This window comes from Peribacillus simplex (assembly GCF_001542915.1).
Classification (GTDB): Bacteria; Bacillota; Bacilli; order Bacillales; family DSM-1321; genus Peribacillus; species Peribacillus simplex_B.
The window spans coordinates 298,007-324,742 of sequence record NZ_LNNH01000010.1; the positions used below are offsets into that span (position 1 = coordinate 298,007).

Sequence of the window (26,736 nt, forward strand, 5' to 3'; positions counted from 1 at the left end):
AATGCTATTTTTTAGTGAAATCCACCTTATTCAAGCCGGAAATATTAATGCGATCTCCATTTTTCAGCGTGGTCGTTACACTTGTTACCATGTAATCATCACGTTCATTGGAGAGGATTTCATTTACAAGTAAATGGTCTCCCCTGTAAATGAATAAATTTCCTGCTGAACTTGGTGTCGTTATTTTATATCTTCCCGCTGCTATATCTTTGCCTACTGTCCAGTATCCAGCATGCAGGGTATTCGATTTAACATGGGATACTTTGGTGAACTGTACACTGTCCAGTCCAGCTATTTCAATACTGTCCCCCGATTTAATATCCGTTGTAACAGCCGTTACACTATAACCATCATCTTCATTTGATAGGATTTCATTTACATAGCGATCGTAGCTATTATCCGCGATAAATAAATTGCCGCTGCCCGATTTTGTCGTGATTTTATAACGTCCTGCCGGCAAATTTTTGCCTGCCTTCCATTTTCCTGCACTTAAACTTTTACTATAAGGTACATAAATCGTGGTGACGCTTGATTTTCCATTTACAGTAGTCGCCGTAATTTTGGCCGTTCCAACTCCCACAGCGGTCACTTTCCCTTTACTATCGACCTTCGCTATTTTTGTATGGGACGATTTCCACTTCACCGTTTTATTCGTTGTATTGCTTGGACTAACAGTTGCGGATAAGGCCAATGTTTTACCTTTTAACAAAGTGGCGGAAGTCTTGTTCACTTTAATTGATTTTTCCATGACCGGGGCTGTAATGGTGACCTTCACCTTAGCATCCTTTGCCCCTTTAACGCTTGCCGTGACGGTGGTCGTCCCTTTTAGTTTGCCGGTGACCTTCCCTTTGCTATCAACGGTGGCGATTTTGGTATTAGCGGATTTCCACTTCACCGTTTTGTCCGTGCTATCAGAGGGTGACACGGACGCAGTCAGGGCTCCTGTCTTGCCTGCCATGATAGACAAGCTTGATTTATTCACCTTCACCGTTTTTGTGGAAACCTTTACGGCAACGGTTTTCATGACCTTCGTGTTCTCTTTGGCAGTCGCCGTTATGGTCGCCGATCCATTTTCCAATCCTTTTATATTGCCTTTTGAATCGACTTTAGCGACTCTGGAATTCGAGCTTTTCCATAAAATCGTTTTATTCGCTGCATTGCCTGGAGCTACTGTCGCAGTTACTTTAATCGTTTGGTTATTTGAGATGTTTAACGCTGATTTACTTAATTTCAAACTAGTAGGAACAATATTCGTCACTGTAACTTCGATGCTTTTTTTAATGGATGCATCACCATCGGCAGTAGCTGTGATTGTTGTCCTGCCAGCTTTAAGTGCTTTTACATTTCCTTTCACATCTACTGTCGCAATTCGGGGATCACCGACAGTCCAACTAACACTTTTATTAATGGCACTGTTCGGATACACCGTAGCCTTTAATTGTGCGGTTTGGCTCACTAACAGGGACAGACTAGGCTTACTCAACGTGATACTTTTCGGAACTAGGATCTTTTCTTTAAAACTCATCGTACCGACCAATGAAGAAATGTAGATTTTTTCTCCCTCCGAAGCCCTATACTCATAAGGATCTTCTTCGTTGAAGAGGTTAAGAGAATCTTTTCGGTTATATCGGTCATCCAAAATATTTATATACGCCACATCATAGTCATCCGAAGGGCGGTCAATATCCAATGCATACGTGCCTGCAGGAATATCGGTGCCTATCTCATAATAACCAGCGGATATGTTTCTCAAGTCTACTTTCGGGATTTGCCGGACGTCCATAGTGGAAGCACCATCATATAGATTGCTTTCTATTTTGTCTCAAGCTTTCAAGCGTACCGTAAATCGTGTAGGCATGTATCCATCATCACTGAGCGTTTCATTAATTATTTCGTTCGTATCCCTCGTAATAGTAATGATTGCGGTCCCTCTTGTAATACTGAATTCAGTTAAGCCAGCGGATATTCCCTCCCCAGCTGTATAAGTCCCATCACTTATTGAATCAGTACCTGCAGCTTGTACCGTACTACTGCCCAAACCAATCGAAAGCGATAGTATCATCACGAGAATCATCTTGATAATTATATTTCTCTTCATAAAAAGTGAACCATCCTTCTTCATTAATTTTTCTTTAAGTCATCCTATAAGTATATCGACAGCAAATTCAATAATTTCATTATGCAATAATTCACTGGAATTGTATGGATAATACTTAAAAATATTTAGAAGAATTTTCTGTTTTCTAGCCAAATCAGTGATTGGCTCTTAATTTGGTCGCTTTAACCTTGAGTTTCCTCGGTTTATCCGCGAGTTTTGGCACTTTATTCGCGAATTTAGCCCTTTTACTCGCGAATTTCGGTACTTTATTCGCGAATTCGACACTTTTACTCACGAATTCAGCAGCTGGCTCTTGATTTGGTCGCTTTAATCTCGATTAGGCTTCCTACTCATTCAGGGTGTTTTGCTTTCTAAAAAAAGACAAGCTTCCCCGATTGATGTGGATACACGGCCACTTCGAATCGGGGAAGCTCATTATTGGCTTCATGCATGAACAGCTTTCAACGGCCTTCTGGCTAACTTGTAGGACGTTCCAAACTGCCGACTGTGGATGGTCCTGTTGCTTCTTCCTTAGCTATTGGGCAGTAAACTTCGACGAGGAATCCGCCTGGTGCAGAAACATAAAAGGTGTAGGCATGTTCATGTTTCGGCAGCCCCGCCTCGTATCCATCCGCTGTCAGTCTTCGATTTACCTCATCCACCTGCTGCTTGTTTTTCTGGGGGAAACCTATATGGAATGTTTTTGGATAATGTGCATCCTTGCCCTTCATTAAGTTCAGCAGGAATCCATCGTCATCGAACATGGCCGCAAAACCCGATCCTTTGCTTCCGATACAGGTTAAACCAAAATACGTTTCCAAAAAGTTTCGCGTTGCAGGGACATCCGTTACCGTTAAATTCAGATGATTGATTTTCAATATCGTTCCCTCGCTTTCTGCTTTTGATTTAGGATGCTTCCTTTACAACATGTGAAATGTTTCGTTAGAATGAATGCATAAAGAATAAACGAACATTCATTATCTCGACAATTAAACATCTTTGTCATCAAGATATATATTTATATTAAAAGGAGGATTCACTTTTGTCAAACCCACATCAAGTCCCAACGACAGATTCACAGCAATATTTCGTCTCGGCCATGCGGGGTCTAGGGACCCGAACGATTTTATATCAGCAAAATGTCGCCACCTCGCTTGGACTGTATAATCATGATTTCATCTCCGTTGATATCCTGCGCGAAACCGGTCCGATCACTGCCGGAGAACTTGCCAAAAAAACCGGCCTCACCACTGGCAGCATAACGGCATTGGTCGATCGGCTTGAAAAATTCGGATACGTCCGCAGGCAAAATGATCCCAATGACCGGCGCAGGGTGATCATCGTACCCGAATATGAAGATAAAGAAGAAGTGTACAACACGTATCTACCGCTTCATAATGAAATGGTTAAGCTCGTTTCCAGCTACACGCCGGAAGAGCTGGAGCTCATCACCACGTTTTTGGGTAAAGCAAGTTCTGTCCTCGATGACCAGATTCAGCAGCTCAGCTCGAATAAACAAGGACCTAAATGATACGCAGCCATATGAAAAGACGGTATCCCGAAACCTCGGGATACCGTCTTTTTTTCACCTGATCTCAAGTCCCGCAAAAAGTCCGATAGGGCGTTGATGAAACAGGCAATGTGGTGTATTCGGCTTGCTTGGCGGAGTGCTCGTAAGGGTTTGAGAGAACATCCAACAGCCGCTGCATCACGCTGTAGTCTCCTTTTTCCACGGCAGCTGAGAGTGCCTCTTCGACCCGGTGGTTCCTCGGGATCACCGCCGGGTTGCTGCTTTGCATCAGCTGGCTCGCTGAGGCTTTCGATTCCTGCTGCCTGCCCAGTCTGGCCTGCCAGAGCTCATGCCATTGAACGTATTCCGGTGCCCCAAAAAGGACCGTATCCTCCAATTTATCAAACGTTAGCGCGCGGAATGTGTTCGTATAATCGGCGCCATGTTTCTTCATCATGCTGAGGAGGCCGTTGATTAACGCTTCATCCTGTGTTTCTTCATTATACAGCCCCAATTTCGCTCGCATCCCCGCCAGCCAGTGGGCGTGATGCAGCTCTTTAAAAGCCGAAATCTTCTCCTGTGCCAGCTCGACTGCCGAGTCCAGGTCTTCATGCAGCAACGGCAACAGGGATTCTGCGAACCGCGCAAGATTCCAGCCGCCAATTACCGGTTGATTGCCATAGGCATAACGGCCTTGGGTGTCAATGGAGCTGAAAACCGTTGCCGGATCATAAGCGTCCATGAAGGCACATGGGCCGTAATCGATCGTTTCTCCGCTAATCGTCATGTTGTCGGTGTTCATCACCCCATGAATGAAGCCAACCAGCTGCCATTGGGCAATAAGCCTTGCCTGACGTTCGATCACTTCCTCGAACAGTGAAAGATACCGGTTCTCCCCTGCTTCTACATCGGGATAATGCCGCTTTATCGCATAATCGGCAAGCGTCCTGAGCTCGTCGATCGTGCCCCATTTCGCCGCGAACTGAAAGGTGCCGACGCGCAGATGACTCGCAGCGACACGGGTCATGATGGCCCCGGGCAGCCTTGTTTCCCGAATGATTGATTCGCCGGTTGTAACCACTGCCAGACTTCGGGTCGTCGGAATGCCAAGTGCATGCATCGCCTCGCTGATGATATACTCCCGCAGCATCGGCCCCAGTGCCGCACGCCCATCGCCCCCGCGCGAATACGGCGTTCTTCCCGGACCCTTGAGCTGGATATCGACCCTTCCGCCTTGAGGAAGGATCTGCTCGCCTAGCAGGATGGCCCGGCCGTCCCCTAACATGTTGAAATGACCGAATTGATGCCCCGCATACGCTTGAGCAAGAGGCGATCCGCCTTCAGGTGTCTCGTTTCCGGCAAACACCGCCACACCAGCTTCACCCTTCAATGCCTCAACGTCCAGATTAAGCGATGCTGCCAACGGTTCATTGAGGATGACCAACTCAGGTGAGCTTACAGGAGTCGGCTTCGTGCTCGTGAAAAACTTTTCCGGAAGACGGGCATAACTATTGTCTAAATTCCATCCTGTTTCATTACTCTTAGTCATGGCTTCTCCTTTTCTCGTTTTGTCGTTTTGTATGAATGCTCGTTCGCTCATCATTTCAGCTATATACCATACTTAAACCAAAGAATGCAGTCATTTTTAATGTCTGCTTCTGCCAATTTATTATACCGTTTCCATATGAAAATGGCTCATTTTAAGTATGGGTGACGACCCTATGCTCGTTCATGAATCCCCTAATTTCTGCAAATGGAACATATGCTTTAATGCTGGTACGCAATGATATCAGCTATTCAAAATCAGGCCCATCCCCATTTATAATGACCATTGCATGTTGTTTCCCACTATTTAAGACCAGTTTGATGCTTCCTTCTCCGGACAATGATTTAAATGAACGAATGGCATCTCCCTTCATCACTTCAGAGAATACCTTTTCCCCCTTTGAATCTCTTACTATACATTCCATTTCACCATCAGTTTGCTCATCCTTTATTGAAATGGTATTGTTTTCTTTTAAAAAAGTTTGTATATCAAGCGTTTTCTCTTCACGAATATTGCCAGCGATACTCATAGCAGCTACCAAAACCTTTGAGTCTTGTAAATAGGTTGTATTCACTTCTATTCCGTCGGTAGCCATTTTCTTTGTTCCTGTATAAAGAATCATGATTAATCCAAGCAGTAAGAAAGTACCGATCACTACCAGTATTTTTTCATAACGAATACCTCCTGCCCTTTAATAATCCTCAAAAAAAACCTACCGCTAATCCGGTAGGCCTAATTTATATTTTTTAACCGGCGTCACTTCCGGTATTAATTTCAACGTCCTTCTCACATCCCCCGCTAGACTCAATTCAGGATAGCCAGGGTGATGAAGGCAATGCCAAATGTGCAGTACAGACCGAGGGTAAGGGGCTGGGGATAAATGATGTAAACCATCATGCTAATGATCATCAGCAGGATACTGTAGGCATTGATTCTGTCTCTCCACATACTCATCTTTGGTCAACTCCTTTTGAATGCGTTTTGAACGCAGTACCATCCTCCCGGCCGCATTTGCGATGGGGTACCTGAATTAAACACTTCGCTGTTTCATTTTTCCGTTTGGCTTGCAGCGAATGATGCTTTCCCGCTTCAACAACGTTTATTTACTGGGTGTGTCTTCGTGCCTAATTCTGATTTTTTTCATTTTTCGTTAGGATGTATGCGTCTGATAATTTATAATTATAGGATTGCAACCACTAAATAGCCATGTAGCTAAAATGATAAGTCCATGAAAATATAGTAAATATTCAGACTTTTAAGGGGATATGAAGGAAATGTTCAATAAAACTTTCAAGGTAGTCCTGAGAACCTTGCATAAAGGTCAAACCGAGGAATTCGCCTATGTATATGAAGGGAAAAGTTTGTTGATTGGACGTGCAACCCAGCACTCGAAAGCTGATTTCAAGCTTTATAATGACTTCGTTTCCAGGGAACATTGCCGTATTTATCTGTTGGAAGGAAAGCTTTTCATCGAGGATTTGGCGAGCAAGCACGGGACATCCGTGAACCAGATGCGATTGGTCCCTGGTCAGCCCTGCGCCATTGAACCGGGTGATGCCATTGCTTTAATTAATGGATTGATTGAATTCATGATATCGATCGACAACGATTTAACACGTGATTTCACTCCGGTGAATCCAGATATGCACCGAACCGTGACCATCAATGAACATCTTCAGACCGTAACCATCAATGAAGAAGCACCCATTAAAATGCCCACGAAGGAATTCATTTGCTTTAAGCTGCTTCATGAGAACTTGGACAATCTCATTTCAAAGGAAATGATCGTCCAGCATGTTTGGCCCGAAAGAAATGGTGATCCTGAGCAAATTGTATCAGCTGAAGAAATCGCCTCCCTCCTCTACAGGGTGCGGAAGCGGATAAATGGCCACTTTGCCATTAAAGCCGTCATCCAAAAAGGATATTATATGGAATCGATACTCTCCATCAACCTCTCGGACCTCTAATGATTCAAGAATCATGTAATGAAAAGCATCCATTCAATGGGTGCTTTTTATTTTAAAGGAAATTTTCCCCTTTTATTGAATATATATTCTTAAAAAAGGAGGTGAGTAAGTGGAGGTTAAGAATAGAACGTTATATGTTTTAGAAATCATGGAAAATGGGGAACATCGTTCTTTTGATTATGAAACCGAAGATGAAGCCTATCATGCATTCGAGTTCCTTGTAAAGACATACAAGGATAACAGGATTATTGATAAAGGACCTGTCATTACCGCTGATACTATCACCCAATTGAGCATCAGCAAAACTGAAGTAGGTTCTTTACCAAAATGCGCAATCGCAAACTACTCGCCTTTTGAATGGTTCAAGGATATACATGAGGAAATTATGCTCTCGGCTAGAATATACCATGAAAATCAAAAATGATGACCAAGTCGGGCATCCGCTTATGTGGATGCTCTTGTATTGGAAGGAGATACATGTTGGGCAATGCCCCATTTTTTTGATCCCGCCATTTAACCTAATGATTTTCAGGACATAAGAAAAAGGGCCGCACCCGCAGCTCCTGCTTATTATGGAGTGGACACAACCTTGAAAAAATCAGACCCTGTTTTGTATATTTCATGAGTTTAAACTGCCCTGTTTCTTATCTTTAAATAAGCGATAAAGGCCCCTGATGAGATAATGCAGAAAAAAGTAACCAAAAAGTATTATGGAAGGCAGGGCATTGGTGTAGATATTCAAAAAAACCATACCAAAAACCAGAAAAAGCAAGGAAATCATAAAGTCAGATATATAACGTTCAATACTAGTCAACATCATCACCTCTAACTTATTTTACCATTAGCCATTCTTATTGGAAATGCCTCCGATTCAATCAATTACACGCTTTACTAAACGGATGATCATTTTTGGAATGAAAGTCAAGATAGTAAAAACCAATTCAGCTAAGATTGAATCGAGAATTTCATCCATTATGCCCTTGAAAAAACCTTTCTTTGCTTTTCTTTTCCCTCTTGCCACTTTTATATCCTCTTTATCTTTCATGATTTACTAACGTACTGCCTCAATCATTCTGCCTTTTATTCTATAACAAAAAGAGCTGCTCGTCACAGCCCTAACCTTTAAGTTTTACAGGAAATAATGGAGGGATATTTCACTTTTTCACATACATTTTATTCATAAAGGGTTCAACTGAAGAAATGGTTATATCCTGATAATAATAATGAACGATATCTTTATAACTCTTCCCCTCTTGAGCCAATCCGTTTGCCCCATATTGGCTCATGCCTACACCGTGGCCATTACCTTTCGTGTAAATAATAACCTCACTGCCCTCTCTTTTAATCGTGAAATCGGATGATTGGAGTTTCAGCTTATCCCTGATGGTTTTCCCACTATATCTCTTGTCATTAATTTCGATAAGCTTTATGCGATTCCCAGTTGATTTTGAAATAACCTTACCGATATTGACATCATTATTCAATTTAATTCCCAGCAGCTCTTCAAATTTGGATACTTGAATTGCCGTTTGGTATTGGAACTTTGGAGATTTGATGTCCCAGGGACTTTCAACGCTTTTTAGATATGGGGTTTCATTCCCCCAGTAATCCTCGGAATTCTCCGTATATCCATTGCTGGTCGAAAAGAAAGATGCATCGATTGGTTTCTCATCAAAGGTTATAATTTGACCTTTTGTGGCATCGACCGCTTTTTGAACTTTAGAAATATTTGATTGATAATCCTTTCCCCATTCATTAGCTAGCTCTTTCTTGTTTTTAAAGACTTGGTGGTATTGAATATTATCGGTGATATCCGTACCGTCCGGTAAATTAATTTTCGAATCGGAAATCATCTGTTGAACTAAAAAAGTTCTAGCAGCTAATGATTGAGCCTTTAATGCTTCCATTTCAAAAGTAACTGGCATTTCTGAAGCAACGACACCTACCACGTATTCTTCCAAAGGAATATGCTCAATCACTTTCGTTTTTGTCCTATAAACCGAAACGTCGGTGGATGGCTCAGACGAATTTTCTTTCGTGTACGTCGATTCACTCACATCCTGCTTTGTTGATGCATCCAGGTTCTTTTTTGCATGATTTGAAAAGGAAACTACCAAAATGGAAGGCACTACTAATATGACAATCATCGTCGTAAACATAATCCACATCAATGGCTGGAATTTATTCATCCGTCCTCCTTAATAAAAAAAGCATTTTAAACAGGGTATGAATAAACCACATCATATATTACCCATTGTTTCCTACTTGTTGAACCACCGTTCGGACTTCATCTTCCGAACCAACCATTCCCTGGTAAGATAAGTGATCTTCCACTGCAGAAGGATGCGAAAACGGCCATAAAGAAAAGCTGCCAACAAGGCAGCTAAAAGAATTTGTTCCATCACTTTCCTTCTAATATCTTCCTCACACCCTTAAGAACTCCCGTTTAAGAGCGCTTTAATAATTTCTTTGTTTTTAATAAAACAAATAGGAGCGGTATATATAAAACAATGAAGCCGACGCTGTAAGGATTGATTATTTTGTTTAGTATATACAATAAATCGATATCGTAATAAAGGATGTTGACCAGGACGATGATGATGGACATGATCCATAAGGGATATTTTTGCTGGACATTGAATAAGCGCTTGATCCCCCTGCTGGCAGCCCACAAGGGAATGACCATATTGGGGATGATAATGATGGCCCACCAAGAAATGGTTATGTACTCGAACCGCTGAATGAAGGGCAATTCAATAATGCTGGTCAGGGTTAAGGTTGGCCATAGGGTAAGGGTAAGCAGCTTGAGTGGATAAAAGGCGATTGAAACGAAATAGACGGTTAAAGCCAGCAAAGTAGTGGTTAATGCTCCTCCATGGGCAAACTTTTGTGATGTTTCTGCTTTTTTTATGAACGGATAATACATCAGCAGCATTTCAAAACCAAGCATCGTTAAGGAGATACTTTTGGTTCCTTTCAGAATGTCCAGAAAGGTATGATTGAATATAGGAAGCACTCCCGTGAAATCCGAATACCTAATACCATAAAAAGGGAAAAACAAAAGCCAATATGAAACGATTACTGTTATAAAAGTAATTCCTGTAACGGTTCGGAATCCCCCGGAAATTACATAATAAATCAGGATGAGGAACACCGCAGCCATTGCCCAGGCAGGGACATCATCGAACATCCAAACATGTATGACACGTATATATCCGACGATGATCGTCATCCCCAATATAAAAAAGTACAAAATGAACAACAGGCTGAAGAAACTGCCAACCCATTTGCCGAATACATGATGGTTGGCGTTAATGATATCACCTGGAACCATTTTGAAAATCTTATATATGAGCCAAATTATTAGGTGAATGATCAATCCCGCCAGCAATATGGAGATCCATCCATCCGTTCCTGTGAACTTCGCCAATTCCCTTTGAAAGCTCAACGCCCCTAATCCAGTTTGCATGCCATGCATTAAAAAAAACACATAAAATGGCGATACCTTATACTTAACATTAACAGTAGCTTGGTTCATATAGGACCCTCATTTGTCTTACCAATTTCTAATGTTATTATCTTGGCTTTTAGTATAGATGGTTATTCAGGAAATTAATTTATGGCTCATAATCCGATTGAAAGATGGACACAAAGGACGCTGCCAACATCGCCGCGTTAGTTGAAAGGTCTTTCCGATACATACGATGTTAGTTTGTTCTCCAGGGAATTTTCAGCAAATCACATTAGTGCATATCCTTATGATCTTTTCGAGAACACGGAATGTTTTCACCTATGAAAGAATGATCGATGATCTTAAAGTAAGGAAGTATCACCCCTAGTAAAGATACGGTACAAATAATGGACCCGATTAAAAAGTATAGTGGCCGTATTCCCCAAACTTCACTCAAAAAACTACCGGTGAGCACGCCTAATGGCATAACACCTCTGATAATGAAAAGCCGGACAGCGGATACTTTACCCATTAATTCATTTGGCACAGTTTGCTGAAAAATGGTTATGTTATGAACACCAAAAAAAGCCATGGCTATTCCGGCAATTACCTCGGTGATTAACGCAAAGGCGATACTATGGTTAAAACCTAATGAAATGAATGTTAAGCCCCCTATAACTAATGCTCCCAGCATTAAAACTCTGCGCCTTTTATTATTGATATTACCGGCAAAGATCGTACCCATTACATAGCCTAATGGGAAGCTTGCCATAAAATATCCGTACTCTGCATAACTGCCCGATAATTCCTTTGTGACATAAGGAAGGTTTACAACCATTGTGACCCCCACTCCAAATTGAACGAAGGCCAAAAAGATTCCTAACCAAACAATAACCGGTTGTTTAAAGAAATAAGATATTCCTTCCATAAATTGTTCCAGCCAAGACTTTCGTACATGTTGAACCGTCCTTACCTCCTGGATGAAAAACAAAAGAGTTCCACTCATGATAAGCAGTCCACAAACAAAAATCAGGGACGGTATTACGCCTGTATGCTCTATAACGACTCCGCCCAAAAATGGTGCAGAGAATGTCATCAGCCTAACGGTTCCATCTTTATAAGCATTGGCCGCACTTAATTGGTCTTTAGGAATGATAGTAGGTGTAATGGCTTGATTAGCAGGTGTATAAATGGGGGTTATTAAGCCTGCTATTATTTGGACGACGAAAATATGCCAAGGTTGGAGATTTCCAACTGCCAAGGAAACAAGTGGAATCAAGAAAATCACCCCCCTGGTCCATTGAGAAACGATCATTAACCACTTACGGCTCCATTTATCAATAAACGGACCAATGAACAATTGCAGGATAAGGGATGGCAAGAAATACAAAAGCCACATGCTCCCCAATGCCATCGGCGAATTCGTCAGTTGATATAGAAGAATGGAGTTACAAAAAGCACCGAAAGCACCGCCTAATTCAGAGATGGCATTACCTATCCATAAGATAAGGAACTGACGGTTCTTTAATAATTTGTCACTCACATGATCCCCCCTTTAACATTCATCGTAATGCAACTAACCTGTCCCGTTAGCCGCAAAAAAAGGAGCTGCCGATCAGCTCCAGGTAATCAAGGTTAGCACTGTTCATTCATTGAAATATCATGTTAAGAATTGAAGCCATTTATGTTCCGGTTCGTGCAATTGTATGGCACCCCGAAGCCATTTTCTCCGCTGATCATCTAGTTTATCTACTATCGCGATAAAGTCTTGATGGTCTTTTTCTCTGGTGTTTTTCACCTTATATAAAAGGACAATTTCTGGATTTAGATAAGGAATGCCTGTATCAGAATAACTCCAAACCGACATAAGCGGATGGGAAATCGTTAACTCCCTTCTGAATTTCCACTCAGAATCCGTTGCTTCATTTAAAAGCACTTCTAATCTATCTCCATTTGATTTATGTAAAGCGTGTATTTCGTGAATAGGTAACTCTAAAAACTCATTATTCCAACTATGGAATGTACCTTTAACAACCTTCTTAAAATCCCATTCATTCAGATACTCCTTCAGATATAACTGATCCTTCCGAAATAGTGCAATCTCTATATCTTGATGTTGTCTTGTTTCTCTGCCGATACTTAAATCAATTGCCCAACCACCTGCAAAGAACCACATTTTATTGAATCCTGACATCAAAGAAGCAATCCTATGACATTGTTCGAATGACATATAAATCCTCCAGACTAACCATTGATTTTGCTTAGAAGTTTTGTGAGATATTTCATTATTTTTAGCTATCCTGAATTATCTTTTTATATGAGAAATGATGCTTGCATTAAAAGGGAATCTATTCTTGGCAACTTCTTCTTTTAACCTTGCCAATGCCTTTACTGCCGCAATCTTTAACTCTGTGGGATATTGGTAGGTAATACTGTTTGATTCAAACTCATTATCATCTATAACTTCCCATTCATAGTGGAGAATATCAGGGAATTTTAGGGCTTTAATTTTTACAATCTCATTCAATTTAATCATCCTAAATTTTTTTATCCTAACTACTTCGCCCGACCATTCGCGATTTCCTTCTTTACCCAAACTGCCCTTTTGTTCCATAAGAAAAAGGCTGCCGCAGCAACCTCCGATATTACCAAGCTTTCTTTGCCCTTATGATCATAAAAGATGGTCTTCTCAACTCATTCGTGATTTTTGGTAAACTATCCGCTGCTTCATCAGCGGGAATAGGCTCGATTACTTGTTCAATCTGAAAGCCATTAAGGATTAGTTCATTTATTAGTGTTGAAAAAGTACGGTGATATTTAACAACACCGTCTATATACCAATGTTGTTGCCTTTCACCTTCTTCCTGGTAATGATCAACTGCATAATGTGATCTATTGTTTTCTTTGTCAATGATCCAATTATCCATATTTCGTCTAGCTGTTGCAATCGGATGCTCAATGGAGAAAAGAAAGACCCCCATTTTTTTCAAACAACCGTTCATTTTTTTTATGACAGCATCATAATCCCTTATATAATGTAAAGCTAGCGAACTAACTGCAACATCAAAATCCTGCTGTCTTATCTGAAGATCTTCTAATGATATATGTACATAGCTAATACGTTCATGAGCGTTTCTTTGTTGAGCAACGTTTATCATATTCTTTGAAATGTCTATTGCTAAAACCTCTCGAGCCTGTTCATTCACACAATATTTTGCGAAGTCCCCCATACCACATCCTACATCCAACACCTTTTTATTCTTTAATTCAGGCAGCATATCTCTTAAGGTAGGCTGCTCTAGTAAATCATTGTAATTCAATTCCGACTCACGCAGGTTCCGGTAGCTCTCGAAGAATTTCGGGTGATCATAAATGTTTTGTTTTATGAACAAAAATCGCCTCTTTTCTTTTATGATAAACAGATTTTTTCATTGACACTATCATAATTTTTCCATATTTATCAAAAAAGAAATAGACTTATATTCTTGTTTTTGGTAAGATTTAGATTGAATCATGCCTATATTCTTCTAACCTCCCGAATAGTTCCAAAAGAAAAAACTGCCTAAGCAACCTCCCTCCGTAGCGGATTACCATTCAACCCCTGATAGTATTTTTCATTTTAACCGCCGATTCACTTTTCTTTATTATCCCATGTATTTCTTACATAAAAACCCCGGATAAGGGACACTTTTAAGCGTGTCCGTCATCCGGGGTTTAGTTCATCAGCGATTGACTTTTTTATATTGCATTCATTGATTTCCTTTTTTGACCCATTCCGCTACTGTCACTGTACGTTTAGCTTGATGTTTTACGGCACCTGAAACATCTTCGATCATTTTGCCATCTTGTCCGACCGTTACGCTTGTTCCATATGGGTTTCCTCCTGCACCAAATAGGACTGGGTCCGTATAACCGGGAGGAGCAATGATAGCACCCCAGTGCATCATGGAGGTGTATAACGATAACAAGGTAGCTTCTTGACCGCCATGTGGGTTTTGCGCCGAAGTCATGGCACTTACGACTTTATTCACTGTCTTGCCGCTTGCCCACAGTCCCCCTTGGGTATCGAGGAACTGTTTCATTTGTGATGCCACATTCCCAAAGCGCGTTGGGACACTGAAGATAATGGCATCTGCCCATTCAATGTCAGCCGATGACGCGACCGGTACGTCTTTTGTTGCTTCGACGGTTGCTTTCCATGCTTCATTTCCTTCGATAGCCGATTGAGGAGCCAATTCTTGTACTTTTAATACTTTCACTTCAGCTCCTGCTTCTTTTGCTCCTTCTTGAGCCCATTTTGCTAATTGGAAATTGGTTCCGCCCATACTGTAAAATATCACTGCTACTTTAACGTTTGACAATGATTCCATCTCCTTTTCTATTAGCCTGCATCCAAATGTAATTTCCTTATAATAAGTTTAGCCCTAAAGGGATTTCATTAAACTTACTGCACTCTCCAGAAATGATCTTGTACTATATACATACGTATACCCAGCCTTTATTTCTTTTACTCTCGTAACACATGTCGTGACTGCATGTGAAGAGATTTTTGCAAGTAAATGATTTCATTACAGCATAGGCTTTAGCTAATGTTTACTAAAGAAAATAGACAAATCCAAACAAAATATTTAAACGGGAATTTAGTTTCTTTCTTCTTGAACGCACCTGTTTTGATATCGAAACTTAAACCAAAAAGAAAAGATAACATTAGAAAAAAAGAGACTACTTCTTTCATCGGAAAAAGTCTACTGGATATACCTATCATAAGCAATATCCCTACCAAGCACCCTACCAATATTGGAATATATTCTGCTTTATACATCTTATTTCTCATAATTGATTCCTCTCTCTGACTTATGATATGTATTCTGGCTTTAAACTTTAGAAAAGGATCTAATCTATCATTCAAACACCAAATATCATTGTCCCTAAAATCATATATATAAAGGGAAATAGGAATAAGCATGCATTTACAAAAATAGAAACAAACGTCATAACATCTTTATGAATATAATGTGCTTTTAAAGCGAAGAAGAGACCAATAGGACCAATTACCAATGGAAAAAATATAGGCAACCCTTGCACTTTTTCGAGTGTAACAATATCAAACAGAAAATTCACAATGAATAGTAGAGGAACGAGGAATAACAAATAAGAAACAAAAAGAAATGTCTTTTGCACGATAAGCCCCTTAAAAAAGTTAGTTTCTTAAATTCTACCATAATACAACAAATATTTTGGATAATTAACCCATTATTTCGCAATAAACTTGACTAGACCGGTGCATAAATAAAAGGTAGCTAACACACTTATATCATCCACCCAAGTGAAAATAAGCCCGCAGAAACCAGCCGAAGATTTGTTATACAATATATAGAACAACGTGTTATACTTCAATTAGAACAGTCAGGAGGTACTTATGCTTATCCAAATCGAAACCTCATCGGATATTCCCATTTATACGCAGCTTTCCAATCAACTGATTGAACTAATCGCACGCGATCAATTAAAAGGGGGCGATGTATTGCCTTCCGTCAGATCGTTGGCGTCTGACCTTGGGGTTAATATGCACACAGTCAATAAGTCTTACCATGAGCTAGAAAGAAAAGGAATCATCCGCATCGTACCGAAGTCCGGAGCCGTAATTAATCCATCCATTCGAGATGGCATTTCCCAAGAACATCGTCTGAGGATCGTCGAGGAACTGAAGCCGATTATTGCCGAGGCAATCGTGCTGGGTATGAATGCCGAGGACATTCAGCAACTCGCTTCATCCATACTTTCAGATATGAAGGAGGAATAAGACCTATGTCATTATCGATTTTTCTTATTACACTGGCTTTCATCATTTTGCTGCAATCCGCCATTCCGTTCTTATTGAAGGGGTCGATTGTATTTGGCGTTACCATTCCCGAACAACATATGAAGGAACGAGCGATTTCTTCGTATAAACGCTTTTATTCAGCAACGATACTTATTACCGGTTTCCTTGCCTTGATTGTCTATTTCCTCTGGGCAAAAAACCGGACACTTTCCGAGGATCAAGTCGTTTTTGCCGGTTTGGCCATCCAGTTCGGCATTCTTTTTTTATGTATGATCATGTATCTATATTTCCATGCAAAAACAACGAAATTGAAACGCACCCATAAGTGGGGTGCAGGATTAAAACCGGTTCGGATAGCTGATCTCGCAAGCCATGCCAAAGATGAAATGCTTCCGTCCTATATGTTTGCCCTTCCCGCGCTCATTACAGCGGGACTGCTCGTTTATACAGCAAGCCAATACAGTCAGTTGCCCGCCATGATTCCCACTCATTGGGATATAGACGGCCAACCGGACGCGTTCAGTCAAAAAACGTCCTTTTCCGCCATCTCCCTTTTGCTTATTCTATTGGTCATCCAGGGTATGTTGTTCGGAATAAATGTGATGACAAAACGTTCGGGCATCAAGCTGACTTCTGCCAAAAAGAAATCTTCACAAGTCCAGCAACTGGCATTCCGTAAATATTCAAGCTGGTTTTTGTTTTTCACGACTGTCCTGATCACCATTCTGTTTGGCTTCATACAGCTGGTGATCATTCAAGGCGGAATGGGGAATGCCGCTTTTATGGCAGCGGTGCCACTCGGCTTCCTTTCAATCATGCTAATCGTGACCGCCGTCTATGCCTTCAAGGTCGGTCAAGGCGGCTCTCGCATTCAGGTAACGGCTGAAGAAGAGGAAACGATGGATACCACCTTTGTCGACGACGACCAATACTGGAAGGCAGGCATCTTTTATGTGAACAAAAATGATCCTTCCATTTTCGTCGAAAAACGGTTCGGAGTCGGCTGGGCCATAAACTTCGGGAATCCAATCGGTTATATATTCTTACTTGTCTCCATACTGCTGATATTACTCATTTCATTCTTTATATGATCTTGGAGGATACAATCAACAGGGACTTTAAATGAAAAAGGGAAAGAGAATCACCTTGACTTGAGGTGTTTTCTTCCCTTGTTCTACAAAAACACTTATGCTTTTAAAAGATTAGCGTTAAATATATCAACATCAGCACCAATTATCTGCTTTGGTTGTTTGGTCAATGATAAATTGATTTCATTCCTAACTTCTCTGCATTATCATTGGGATACTATCAATAAATTTATATAAAAAATAACAACCGAATCCGATTAAAACCAGTCCAGCAACGATGGACGCACGTTTAATGTATGTTGGTTTCAAGAATTTTCTAGCACCTGTAACAACCGCCATTAACCCTATGTCGTGTATGAGAATACCTATGATAATACCTACACTTACAATGAAAAAATTAAAAATATTTGACGAATCAAATGAGTTTGACAGGATTGTTCCAAAAATACTTACCCAAAAAACTAAGTTCCCAGGAGATATGGCCACAAGCAGTCCATTTTTGTACGAAGATTTTAATGATTTTGCCGATTTTTCACCTACCAGTGTGATTTCGTGATCGGCGTTTTTGATGCTGTCATATCCGATGTGAAATAAGACAATGGCACCTATTATCCACAAAGGCACTTGAATGAATGGAATAGTTAAAATTGGTGCTAATCCAACGAACAATAAAATAATCAAGATTACATCAATGGTCATACCTCCAAGACCTACACTCCAGCCGTGCATAAAACCATTTTTCAAACCTTGTTTAATCATTTCAATTGAAATAGTTCCAATCGGCAATGCAATCGAAAGACCTAGTAAGATACTAGAAAACAGCAATACAAGCATCCCTCAACCCCCTATGTACTTTTTATTAAAATGGTTTTTATATTATAGTACATTAAATATGAATATAGCAGCGTTACACATGATAGTAAGCGGATGTAGTTTCATTATTCTGGTATTTACACTTATATGTATATGAAAAAATCGATTTTAGCTACAGAAATTTTCACCCCTCATCTTGGGCTTAGATTGTTTTTAAACTTTTACAGACTTATTTATTGAGGTCAGTTCTCCCAATTCCATAAGCCTTTGCACTATGTGGTCTTCTGTATCTCCACATAATGACAGTTTTTCAGAGGAAAGTGGGGCAAGTTGCAAATTCTCACCAATCATGACTGAATACATGGCATGCTGAAACATTGCAATATCATTCGCATCATTGCCGAATGCTATATACTCCCCTTCTTCTACACCCAATTGTTGCAGCCCGCTCCACTTATCAACACCTTTTGGACTTATGTCTAACACTCCCTCATTTCCATGAGAATGAACAACAACATCCATCCTGCTAAGCTGTGCTTCGACTTCTTCCATATTATCCGAAGTAAGTATCAATACTTTGACGATTGACTGTAATTTATCCAATGTTATGTTTTTAGCACGCCTTAGTGGATCAAGGTTATTCTTAATTGGATGGCTAGCTGGCCCTGTATAGGCGTAATCCCAATCTCCGTCTACCAAATAAGAAACACTATGAGCTCGTAGTAATTGAACAATATTCGAGATTGTTTCTTCATCAAAACTGACCGTCGAGATGATTTTCCCGTTTAATGCAACCATTGAGCCATTGCCACCTATCATCGAAAACTGATGAAACCGCTCATGTAAGACGGGAAGTAAATCGCGTACAGGTCTAGCTGAAGCAAAAATAACTTCATGCCCCCCAGCTACCAATTTCTCTAATGCAACTAAGACTTTTTCAGAAACAGGCTGACCTTTAAAACAAATTGTCCCATCTAAATCAAATACGAATTTCATTATGCCCACTCCTCAATTTTTTATTTTTCTTAGCATATCAGTTTATTTTATAATGAAAAGGACATATGTCCCAAAAGGAGTTTTCCATGAAATATATGAATGATCCAAGACTGCTTGGTACAAAATTAAAGGAATATCCAATTGAAGAAATGTTTAGGCAGCCCCAACAACTCCCCTTTACATTGCAGCAATACGAACCGGGGGAAATCATTCTGCTAGAAGGAGTGGAGATGAAATCGCTGTTGTTTTTAGTGGAAGGAAAAGTGAAAATAACCTCAAGCATCGAAACTGGAAAGTCACTCTTGCTCAGATTTATCCACCCATTCTCCATTATTGGCGATATTGAATTAATTCGTGACGTTCCCGTCCAATCACAAGTTAAGGCAGTGGATCAATGCTTGTTCATTGGACTGCAGTTTGATTATATAAAAAAACATGAAATGGATAACCCAAAATTTTTGCATATCCTTTTAGAACACTTAAGCTATAAGCTTCAAACTTGTACAACGGCATCTCGTGTAAATGTATTAGCATCTGTGGAAAACAAATTTGCGAGCTACCTTTTGTCCACAATCGCACCAGAACCAGATACTAACTTTGGAATCGAGCTTAAGACATCCAATATTAAAGAAATTGCCGATTTACTCGGCACTACATATCGCCATTTAAATCGAGTGATCCTTTCTCTTTCCCAAAAGAAAATGATTGAAAGGGATAAGAATTCGATTCGAATAGTAAATTGGACCGTTTTAGAAGAAATGTCCAATGGAATTCGATATAAGTAGATTTGTCAGAGGAGAAGGGTATTTATATGTTGATTTTACCCTTTTCTACCCACTGAAAATATGCAGACCCTAAAAATCCATTAACTAATTATAACTAGTTATATCTAGTTATATCTATTTACATTTGGTTAGTAATGATATATAATTTTTCTTGTAAGACATATGCTTACGAATACAGATAAAATTACATGCCTCGAGGATGAGCTGTATGAGTGAATCTTTACAAAAACTTGAACAGAATTTTGCCAATCTCATTCGAGCTTATCGAAAGAAACAGATTGGAAAAGGTCCTGAGAAGATCAAGGTAACATTCACCAGAAATTGGGTTGTCGCTCATATGAGTGGATGCCTAAGTCCGGTAGAAAGTTTTATCACACGGTCTGAAGAAGGACGGAATATGATTTTACATGCTCGTACACACATGATAAAAGAACTGTACAGTGAGTTAACTCCCACTGATATGGAACAACTGGTAGGAGCAAAATTTATAAAACTTATTACAGATGTAGATTTAGAGAAAGATGAAGTCGTATCTATATTTGTTTTTGAACAACCCATAGATGGAACAGAAGATATGTTTTCAATATGACAGGCGGATGGAATACGGTACGTATGTGCTTAGTAACTAACCACCATCATTTTGGATAAAAGGATTGGCCCAGGCTATCCTCTTAACCAAAATGTGGTGGTTTTTTATATGTATTTTTTCAACAAAATCAAACTAACATTATTCCTAGGAGGAACACAATATGAAAATCGTAGCAGTATTACCACCAGTAGTAGAATTGCCAGAACCATCTCCAGGCTATTTGTTTAACGTTGAGAAAGCTTATAATCTTCATGAATATTTTGCAAGCAAAGGTCATGAATTCGTTACACTGAGCGATGCAAATGAATCTTTGGAGCCGCATTTGGCAGATATGTCCATCTTCATTTGCAGCCCTTTCTACCCTGCTTACCTGACAAAAGAGAAAATTGATCGTGCTCCAAATCTTAAAATGGCACTTACGGCTGGCGTAGGTTCCGACCACTTTGACTTGGAAGCTTGTGCAGCACGGAATATCACGGTTGCTGAAGTAACGGGAAGTAACGTTGTTAGTGTTGCTGAGCATGCTGTCATGCAAATCCTGATCTTGCTCCGTAACTTTGTAGGCGGTCACGAACAAGCAGTAAATGGAGAGTGGAACCTGCCAAAAGTTGGTGCTTATGCCCATGACTTAGAAGGAAAAACAGTTGGTATTTTTGGATTCGGACGTATTGGACAACGTGTCGCTGCCCGTCTGCGCCCATTCGATGTGAAATTGGTCTACAACGACCCATACCGTCGTGAAGACTTGGAAGATGAACTGGGAGTGGAATATGTAACTTTCGACAAATTGGTTGAAACAAGTGACGCCATCACAATCCACGCTCCGTTGACCGAGCAAACGGATACACTGTTCAACCGCGATGTTTTAAGCCGTACAAAACAAGATGCCTATATCGTTAATACAGCACGCGGAAAAATCATTGAAACGGATGCTCTTGTAGATTCCTTGAAATCCGGACATTTAGCTGGTTACGCTGGTGACACTTGGTACCCACAACCTGCTCCTGCTGATCATCCTTGGAGACAAATGCCAAAACAAGCCATGACTGTCCACTACTCTGGCATGACCCTGGAAGCTCAGCACCGTATCGAAATCGGTACAAAAGCCATTCTGGACAACTTCTTTGAAGGAAAAGCACAAAAACAAGAAGATTTGATTGTAGAAGGCGGAGAAATCGTCAGCCCAAGCTACAAAATCAAGTAAGCTGCATAATGTACAGACACCCTCTCTTTCAGGACGGTGTCTTTTTGTTTGTTTCTACTATTTTGGTATGGATATCGACCTTCCTCTTAATGAAGAACATGATTCTACTGGAGCTTCCCTAAAAGACAGCTCCACTCTGTTAATTAAAGTAATTTTTTATTTCGTCCTTATTTGTCACAACCAATATCTTATCATCGTACATTCCAAATTGATTATAAAAATTTGGTTTCCCTACTTCTTCAAAGTATCTATTCCACTTAAACATTTTAAAGAATATCTTTAATGTGGGTGTATAATTTGACCTTTCTAATCCTAGCTTTTGTAAAATGAATCTTTTTATTATTCGATAAGTCCTCACGGAATAATCTGTGTCTAAGAAAATGATCAATTCTGCATTTCGAAAACCATCTGACACCCACTCTTCATTGTGAACACCTTCTATCATCCAAGTTTCGGAACGAATGATGGTGTTGAAATATTCTTCTCTTTCTTCTTCCGTTCTTCTACTATCTCCAGATTCACACCTTTTCCAAATGACATTATCCAATTCGTAAAGCGGGATATTCAACTTTGAGGATAGCTCTCTAGCTAAAGTCGTTTTTCCACTGCCAACTGAACCGATTATATGTATTTTATTTGGAATGTTTTCTTTCAAAAAGACCACCACCTTAATGGCAACTTTCACAGCCTGCCCCGAATGGTATTATAAGAAAAAGCTACCTTAGTGACAGCTCCACTATTCAGCTAACCCGCCTGTCAGCTGAAAAAGCCGGTCACTTTCCAGAGTTTTCATCAACAGGCTTTCGTTTATGTTTTTCATTTATTATTTTTTTATTGAATATCTTAATGTCTCCAACCATCAGTAACCTCATATCCTCTACAATATACTGGGCCAACTCTTGGTCTGTGATGTCATCTCCCTCAATATCCAAGCGGAATTCCTGCCCTTGAAGCCCACCGCCATTCGTAAACACGATTTCAAAGTCAAATTGAACTCTTTTATCCATCTGAACCCTCCCCAACTATTACAACCGTTCTTACTTAGAAATATTCTAGACAAAAAGAGGTTTCCCTTCTTCAACTCAGTAGCTGATAGGCTGATAAGGCGAATATCATTATCGCTAAGATAATTTTCATCATTTTCAAGACTGAATCCCCCCCTAATAAGGGTATTCCGCCCGTTTGCGCAAAAGAAAAGGAGCTGCCAATCAGCCCCTGGTACTCATCATTTCTGATTTTTTAATATACGAACCTCTTCTTCTAGCTTATCCATTTTTTGTTGAAGTTCTTTCTTTGGTTCCTTTAGTTTTCTTACTAAAAGCAAAACCAATAATACGAAAAGTATAGTTAGAATGAAGCCTGGAATACCTATATTACTCAACTTACACACCGCCCCATTCATTTCATTAACCAAATTCTAGATTTGATTATAAAATTTGTTAATCCCTCCAAGGAATACAACCGGTGTATACTTGTGAATAATAAGCGTGTTACGCAATGAGGAGGACTTATATGAAACAAGATCAACAAGCTAAAGGGAATTCCGATTCCATCATGAAACCGGAATTTTCCGGAACTGATGCACAAAAAGTAAAACAACAAATCCAAAAAGATGTAAGCGAAGGACAAGGTGCTATGACCTCCCGTGAAGCCGGGGCCATGCGCGATTAAAAAACCACTGCAAGTGGTTTTTTATTTTCTGTTCATTTTTCGTTTCCGTTATTGCTCAGTTATCATATTCCGCAATGATAAAGGAAGAATTCACCTTTAGCCAAAGCTTCTGACATTGAAATGATCTTTTCAAATTGTGCCATCACTTCATCTCGGCTTAAGGTTAACTTTTCAAAGTACCGCCATAAACGTATGCACCAGTGAGTACAAAGCTCGCAGTTGCGTTCTTGAATAGATTTTTCCATGACGAAAAAATCCCTATTAAAGTTTTAGATGACGGCTTATCAAAAAGGGTGACTCCATGATAGTTAATACCCCTGCCGCTTGGATTCCCTCGCATTGCTGGGTTTTGACTCGGGATCCATTTCAATGAGTCCATTATGTATTGAATTACATCATCATGTATCACGACACTTTCAATGACATCGTTACTGCTTTCTCTATGTATCCAAAAATCTTTAATAACGGTTGTTTTGGAAATAAGATAAAACTCATGATTCAAGCCCATATTTTCCTCCTTAAAAATAAGTTCCTGCCGCCATTGCCTAGTAAAGATAATTAATGAAGAGAGTTTGTGGTCTTTTTTCTAAATCCTTTAATCGTTAAATAAATGGAGAATAGCAAGAACAAACCGCCAAATAACCATACCCCATATTCTTCACTAGAAAAATATTCATCTAAAAAATCATCAAGAAATAGTTTGCCTGTTATGTTGAAGATTAGACCTGTTGTGAAGAAGGTGAAAGCTATTGTGAAAAAACCTTGAACTTTATTTCTCTTGTCCTTAAAACCATTCATTAAGCCTAAAACCACAGACAAAACCAATATATCAGTGATATTCATACACCCTAACCCTCTAAGCTTCTATTTTTATGTTCAGCATAAGCTAAAAAAATTCTACATCATATATAAAGGTATTTCCATGTGGCTAACCAGCCAAATAAGAAAAAGGCCGCTTCAGCAGCCTCTTTTAACGATCATTATCTAAATCATTATCCAGAAATGACTTTTTATCTTTTTTCATTTCATGCTTTTCTTCAAGGATTTGACCAATGATTGAATGGTTGATTCCCTTTCTTACTGCCGTTTCAATAACCACATATAGGATGAATAACCCAACAACAGTAAGACCTATCGGAATGATGATTTGCACTGAATAACCTCCAAACAAACATTTTTTTCATTTCACCATAAGATTCACGGCTCCTTGTTGAATTACCCTACTCCGTATCCCTTTTAAATAAGCTGCCTTAAAGACAGACCTGCTTATTTATTCAGCCTCATCAATCTCAGCACTTTCATTTAATCACTGCTGCAGCTGCCCATAATATGATATGTATAATTATACCATCCAATAGTGATTGAACAGGGTAACAAGTTGAAAAAGGATATTTTTCAGTAGTAAAGCCATTAATTTTCAGCCAAACGAGGTATCGATATATCGTAACGATCGTCCCTGCCAAAAATACGATAAACGATCATACGTTTAACGCACGGTAGTTCTTCATCTTTTCCCCCTTACCTTAATCTGCCTTATCATTCCAAGAAGAAAAAAGGCTGCCACATTAGCAGCCCCGTATATGAACAGCGCACTTGTCAGTTGAATTTACTTACCTAAGGTTTCTAGGTTGCCTGCCTTTCATTTTATATTTTATCTGTGTATGGTGAGTTTTATATCAATGGTTCTGCCTTCAATACTTATCTACCGTAGCCCCTATGACGGAGGCACGGATGAAATCAAGCTTTTGGAAACGTCTAAGCTCCGCTGGCGAACCGGTCACGACAGCCCCGTTTAACCGAATTTCCCCTTTTGTAGATTGTGTGTTTTCCTTGATTCCCTTCAGCGCTTCTTTAATGGAGCTTTTATGACTATCTGTTTTGTTCAGTTGCTTCATCGTCTGTATGAACCCTTGCCCATTTTCCTTAGAATAAGGGTATTCTTGGCGGACTTCGAATCCGAAGGCTCCGCCACCTCCCTTAGTTTTTAGGCTATCAGAATCCAGTTCCTTTGTCATTCTGTCCATTTGGGCAACAGTTGTTGTATCGGCCCATAACCAATTGACATTTTCATAGCCAAGCTTCTTACTTAGCTCTGCCAAAGTCATTGGCTCCTTAAAGGAAAGGGCCACTTCAATTAATTTATTTTTGTCCAAACCGACTGCAGTATCAAGTTCTATCGGTAAATAGTCATAGGATAAACCTGGGTAATAAAAATCGATTTTCCTTTCATTATTGAATTCATTGTAACGGACCATTCGTTGCGCTTTTTCGTTAAAAACATTGACTTCGATCATCCCGCTTCCTCGTTCAATCGTATCGATCCTTCCGAACAATGGGATTTTCTCGGTCTTTTTATCCCATACGATTGAACGGTCACCAATGCTTTTACGATATGTCGTTTCTTTTGTTACACTAAATAAATTATAATTATTGCTGCTACTCGCAAATGATATATTGGCCCCATGAATCATGTCATAATAATTATCCTGATGCTCTAGCCGATTAGTGAGGATGTATTGACTGCCTGTGAAAAGGATGGTCAACAGAATCACAGTTGTAAATACAGCAATGATCACATACTTGAATGTCTGTCTTCTTCTTGTTTTTTTGATGGCCTTTTGCAAGGAAGGTGTGCTGATAAAGTCGATTTCTTCCTCTTTTTTTGATTCATGGTTATCACTCATGATTCTCCTCCTTATAAATCTTCGCTAATCGTTTCCTCGCTCTGAATAAATTCGTCTTAATGGAACTGATCGGCTTCTCTATTAACATCGCTATCTCTTCGTACGATAAGCCTGATTGATACTTTAATAACAAAAGTTCTTGAAAGTGTGGCCTTAACTTTGAAAGGGCATCTCCAACCTCTTTATTCCTTTCTTTCACAAGAAAGATCACCTCTGGAAGCTCTTCTATGTCCGTCACTAAACGTTCTTCATTTAAATTGAGGTCATACCGACGGTGCTTTCGGCACTGATCATAATGAAAATTCAATGATACGCGTATCAGCCAACTCCGAATCTTGGAAGTCTGAATCGTATCGTAATAAAGCAGATACTTATAAGCCGTTTCCTGAACAGCATCCTCTGAATCTGCCTGCGAAATGCCCAACTTCCGCAAGTATCTATATACAATATTAAGCTCCGAATTAAGTACGTTATTTTTAGTTATGTCATCCATCATCGTCCTCCTGCCTA

The 26,736-nt window shown here is 39.8% G+C and carries 34 protein-coding genes; 9 read left to right on the plus strand and 25 right to left on the minus strand.

The features are described from left to right. Positions 1 to 4: 4 nt before the first annotated feature. The 3 genes from AS888_RS03975 to AS888_RS03985 form a co-directional block, all read right to left on the minus strand. Positions 5 to 1,783, minus strand: coding sequence for an Ig-like domain-containing protein (locus AS888_RS03975; RefSeq protein ID WP_061140879.1), 1,779 nt, complete (start codon positions 1,781 to 1,783; stop codon positions 5 to 7). A gap of 39 nt (positions 1,784 to 1,822) precedes the next feature. Then, complete coding sequence (locus AS888_RS03980; RefSeq protein ID WP_155645372.1) at positions 1,823 to 2,098, minus strand: hypothetical protein; 276 nt, start codon at positions 2,096 to 2,098, stop codon at positions 1,823 to 1,825. 476 nt (positions 2,099 to 2,574) lie between these two features. Continuing rightward, the gene (locus tag AS888_RS03985; RefSeq protein ID WP_081092300.1) at positions 2,575 to 2,976 is read right to left on the minus strand and encodes a VOC family protein; all 402 of its coding nucleotides are present in this window, start codon (positions 2,974 to 2,976) and stop codon (positions 2,575 to 2,577) included. Between the two features lie 221 nt (positions 2,977 to 3,197). Here AS888_RS03985 and AS888_RS03990 point away from each other — a divergent pair, with 221 nt between their 5' ends. Further along, on the plus strand, positions 3,198 to 3,629 hold the full coding sequence (locus AS888_RS03990; RefSeq protein WP_155645391.1) for a MarR family winged helix-turn-helix transcriptional regulator: 432 nt from the start codon (positions 3,198 to 3,200) through the stop codon (positions 3,627 to 3,629). Positions 3,630 to 3,693: 64 nt separating this feature from the next. On the opposite strand, the gene AS888_RS03995 is transcribed toward AS888_RS03990, so the two are convergent. The 3 genes from AS888_RS03995 to AS888_RS25490 form a co-directional block, all read right to left on the minus strand. Beyond that, entirely contained in the window at positions 3,694 to 5,157 is a 1,464-nt protein-coding gene (locus AS888_RS03995; protein ID WP_061140882.1) for a protein adenylyltransferase SelO, read from the minus strand. 244 nt (positions 5,158 to 5,401) lie between these two features. After that, positions 5,402 to 5,809, minus strand: a complete 408-nt coding sequence (locus AS888_RS04000) for a hypothetical protein (protein WP_061140883.1) — start codon at positions 5,807 to 5,809, stop codon at positions 5,402 to 5,404. A 149-nt stretch (positions 5,810 to 5,958) separates the two neighbouring features. Further along, positions 5,959 to 6,108 (minus strand): hypothetical protein, encoded by a 150-nt coding sequence (locus AS888_RS25490; protein ID WP_155645373.1) that lies wholly within the window; start codon positions 6,106 to 6,108, stop codon positions 5,959 to 5,961. 320 nt (positions 6,109 to 6,428) lie between these two features. On the opposite strand from AS888_RS25490, the gene AS888_RS04005 reads away from it, so the two are divergent. Together AS888_RS04005 and AS888_RS04010 are read left to right on the plus strand one after the other, a co-directional pair. After that, the gene (locus AS888_RS04005; protein WP_061140884.1) at positions 6,429 to 7,121 is read left to right on the plus strand and encodes an FHA domain-containing protein; all 693 of its coding nucleotides are present in this window, start codon (positions 6,429 to 6,431) and stop codon (positions 7,119 to 7,121) included. Positions 7,122 to 7,230: 109 nt separating this feature from the next. Then, the gene (locus AS888_RS04010) at positions 7,231 to 7,545 is read left to right on the plus strand and encodes a hypothetical protein (RefSeq protein ID WP_061140885.1); all 315 of its coding nucleotides are present in this window, start codon (positions 7,231 to 7,233) and stop codon (positions 7,543 to 7,545) included. Between the two features lie 447 nt (positions 7,546 to 7,992). On the opposite strand, the gene AS888_RS25495 is transcribed toward AS888_RS04010, so the two are convergent. The 9 genes from AS888_RS25495 to wrbA form a co-directional block, all read right to left on the minus strand. Beyond that, positions 7,993 to 8,166 carry a hypothetical protein gene (locus AS888_RS25495; protein WP_155645374.1) on the minus strand — a complete coding sequence of 58 codons (174 nt, stop codon included), beginning with the start codon at positions 8,164 to 8,166 and terminating at the stop codon, positions 7,993 to 7,995. A gap of 109 nt (positions 8,167 to 8,275) precedes the next feature. Continuing rightward, complete coding sequence (spoIID, locus tag AS888_RS04015) at positions 8,276 to 9,310, minus strand: stage II sporulation protein D (protein ID WP_061140886.1); 1,035 nt, start codon at positions 9,308 to 9,310, stop codon at positions 8,276 to 8,278. Positions 9,311 to 9,382: 72 nt separating this feature from the next. Next, on the minus strand, positions 9,383 to 9,523 hold the full coding sequence (locus tag AS888_RS25500) for a hypothetical protein (protein ID WP_155645375.1): 141 nt from the start codon (positions 9,521 to 9,523) through the stop codon (positions 9,383 to 9,385). 44 nt (positions 9,524 to 9,567) lie between these two features. Beyond that, positions 9,568 to 10,659, minus strand: a complete 1,092-nt coding sequence (locus tag AS888_RS04020) for a GerAB/ArcD/ProY family transporter (protein ID WP_061140887.1) — start codon at positions 10,657 to 10,659, stop codon at positions 9,568 to 9,570. Between the two features lie 205 nt (positions 10,660 to 10,864). Then, a complete protein-coding gene (locus AS888_RS04025; RefSeq protein WP_061140888.1) occupies positions 10,865 to 12,115 on the minus strand; it encodes an MFS transporter in 1,251 nt (416 codons plus the stop codon). A gap of 117 nt (positions 12,116 to 12,232) precedes the next feature. Continuing rightward, complete coding sequence (locus tag AS888_RS04030; protein WP_061140889.1) at positions 12,233 to 12,802, minus strand: nucleotidyltransferase domain-containing protein; 570 nt, start codon at positions 12,800 to 12,802, stop codon at positions 12,233 to 12,235. Between the two features lie 75 nt (positions 12,803 to 12,877). Further along, the gene (locus tag AS888_RS04035; protein ID WP_061140890.1) at positions 12,878 to 13,186 is read right to left on the minus strand and encodes a hypothetical protein; all 309 of its coding nucleotides are present in this window, start codon (positions 13,184 to 13,186) and stop codon (positions 12,878 to 12,880) included. A 31-nt stretch (positions 13,187 to 13,217) separates the two neighbouring features. Next, positions 13,218 to 13,958 (minus strand): class I SAM-dependent methyltransferase, encoded by a 741-nt coding sequence (locus AS888_RS04040; protein ID WP_061141063.1) that lies wholly within the window; start codon positions 13,956 to 13,958, stop codon positions 13,218 to 13,220. A 363-nt stretch (positions 13,959 to 14,321) separates the two neighbouring features. Next, a complete protein-coding gene (wrbA, locus tag AS888_RS04045; RefSeq protein ID WP_061140891.1) occupies positions 14,322 to 14,933 on the minus strand; it encodes an NAD(P)H:quinone oxidoreductase in 612 nt (203 codons plus the stop codon). A 1,058-nt stretch (positions 14,934 to 15,991) separates the two neighbouring features. Here wrbA and AS888_RS04060 point away from each other — a divergent pair. Beyond that, entirely contained in the window at positions 15,992 to 16,375 is a 384-nt protein-coding gene (locus tag AS888_RS04060; protein WP_061140894.1) for a GntR family transcriptional regulator, read from the plus strand. A gap of 5 nt (positions 16,376 to 16,380) precedes the next feature. Next, positions 16,381 to 17,487, plus strand: coding sequence for a DUF1648 domain-containing protein (locus AS888_RS04065; RefSeq protein ID WP_061140895.1), 1,107 nt, complete (start codon positions 16,381 to 16,383; stop codon positions 17,485 to 17,487). A gap of 186 nt (positions 17,488 to 17,673) precedes the next feature. Here AS888_RS04065 and AS888_RS04070 read toward each other — a convergent pair whose 3' ends face one another. After that, positions 17,674 to 18,318 (minus strand): LysE family translocator, encoded by a 645-nt coding sequence (locus AS888_RS04070; protein WP_061140896.1) that lies wholly within the window; start codon positions 18,316 to 18,318, stop codon positions 17,674 to 17,676. A 192-nt stretch (positions 18,319 to 18,510) separates the two neighbouring features. Next, positions 18,511 to 19,293: an HAD-IIB family hydrolase gene (locus AS888_RS04075; RefSeq protein WP_061140897.1), complete on the minus strand. Its 783-nt coding sequence runs from the start codon at positions 19,291 to 19,293 to the stop codon at positions 18,511 to 18,513. 86 nt (positions 19,294 to 19,379) lie between these two features. On the opposite strand from AS888_RS04075, the gene AS888_RS04080 reads away from it, so the two are divergent. The 3 genes from AS888_RS04080 to AS888_RS04090 all read left to right on the plus strand — a co-directional run bounded on the left by AS888_RS04080 (position 19,380) and on the right by AS888_RS04090 (position 21,871). Then, the gene (locus tag AS888_RS04080; protein ID WP_061140898.1) at positions 19,380 to 20,078 is read left to right on the plus strand and encodes a Crp/Fnr family transcriptional regulator; all 699 of its coding nucleotides are present in this window, start codon (positions 19,380 to 19,382) and stop codon (positions 20,076 to 20,078) included. A 208-nt stretch (positions 20,079 to 20,286) separates the two neighbouring features. Then, a complete protein-coding gene (locus tag AS888_RS04085; RefSeq protein WP_061140899.1) occupies positions 20,287 to 20,667 on the plus strand; it encodes a Na-translocating system protein MpsC family protein in 381 nt (126 codons plus the stop codon). A gap of 160 nt (positions 20,668 to 20,827) precedes the next feature. After that, a complete protein-coding gene (locus AS888_RS04090; protein WP_061140900.1) occupies positions 20,828 to 21,871 on the plus strand; it encodes an NAD-dependent formate dehydrogenase in 1,044 nt (347 codons plus the stop codon). A 139-nt stretch (positions 21,872 to 22,010) separates the two neighbouring features. On the opposite strand, the gene AS888_RS04095 is transcribed toward AS888_RS04090, so the two are convergent. The 3 genes from AS888_RS04095 to AS888_RS26295 form a co-directional block, all read right to left on the minus strand. Then, a complete protein-coding gene (locus AS888_RS04095; RefSeq protein WP_061140901.1) occupies positions 22,011 to 22,526 on the minus strand; it encodes an AAA family ATPase in 516 nt (171 codons plus the stop codon). Between the two features lie 118 nt (positions 22,527 to 22,644). Then, the gene (locus AS888_RS04100; RefSeq protein ID WP_061140902.1) at positions 22,645 to 22,878 is read right to left on the minus strand and encodes a hypothetical protein; all 234 of its coding nucleotides are present in this window, start codon (positions 22,876 to 22,878) and stop codon (positions 22,645 to 22,647) included. A gap of 218 nt (positions 22,879 to 23,096) precedes the next feature. Next, complete coding sequence (locus AS888_RS26295) at positions 23,097 to 23,252, minus strand: hypothetical protein (RefSeq protein WP_155645376.1); 156 nt, start codon at positions 23,250 to 23,252, stop codon at positions 23,097 to 23,099. Positions 23,253 to 23,383: 131 nt separating this feature from the next. Between AS888_RS26295 and AS888_RS26065 the strand changes: the two genes are divergently transcribed. Further along, on the plus strand, positions 23,384 to 23,542 hold the full coding sequence (locus AS888_RS26065) for a hypothetical protein (protein WP_185113023.1): 159 nt from the start codon (positions 23,384 to 23,386) through the stop codon (positions 23,540 to 23,542). A 163-nt stretch (positions 23,543 to 23,705) separates the two neighbouring features. Here AS888_RS26065 and AS888_RS04110 read toward each other — a convergent pair whose 3' ends face one another. From AS888_RS04110 to AS888_RS04130, 5 genes are all read right to left on the minus strand, one after another. Next, entirely contained in the window at positions 23,706 to 24,050 is a 345-nt protein-coding gene (locus tag AS888_RS04110; protein WP_061140904.1) for a hypothetical protein, read from the minus strand. A gap of 50 nt (positions 24,051 to 24,100) precedes the next feature. Then, the gene (locus tag AS888_RS04115) at positions 24,101 to 24,385 is read right to left on the minus strand and encodes a hypothetical protein (RefSeq protein WP_061140905.1); all 285 of its coding nucleotides are present in this window, start codon (positions 24,383 to 24,385) and stop codon (positions 24,101 to 24,103) included. A gap of 127 nt (positions 24,386 to 24,512) precedes the next feature. Next, positions 24,513 to 24,695, minus strand: a complete 183-nt coding sequence (locus tag AS888_RS04120; protein ID WP_061140906.1) for a hypothetical protein — start codon at positions 24,693 to 24,695, stop codon at positions 24,513 to 24,515. Positions 24,696 to 25,233: 538 nt separating this feature from the next. Next, positions 25,234 to 26,226 carry an anti sigma factor C-terminal domain-containing protein gene (locus tag AS888_RS04125; protein ID WP_061140907.1) on the minus strand — a complete coding sequence of 331 codons (993 nt, stop codon included), beginning with the start codon at positions 26,224 to 26,226 and terminating at the stop codon, positions 25,234 to 25,236. Continuing rightward, positions 26,219 to 26,719: an RNA polymerase sigma factor gene (locus tag AS888_RS04130; RefSeq protein WP_061140908.1), complete on the minus strand. Its 501-nt coding sequence runs from the start codon at positions 26,717 to 26,719 to the stop codon at positions 26,219 to 26,221. The genes AS888_RS04125 and AS888_RS04130 overlap by 8 nt, the downstream gene beginning before the upstream one ends. Between the last annotated feature and the right edge of the window lie 17 nt (positions 26,720 to 26,736).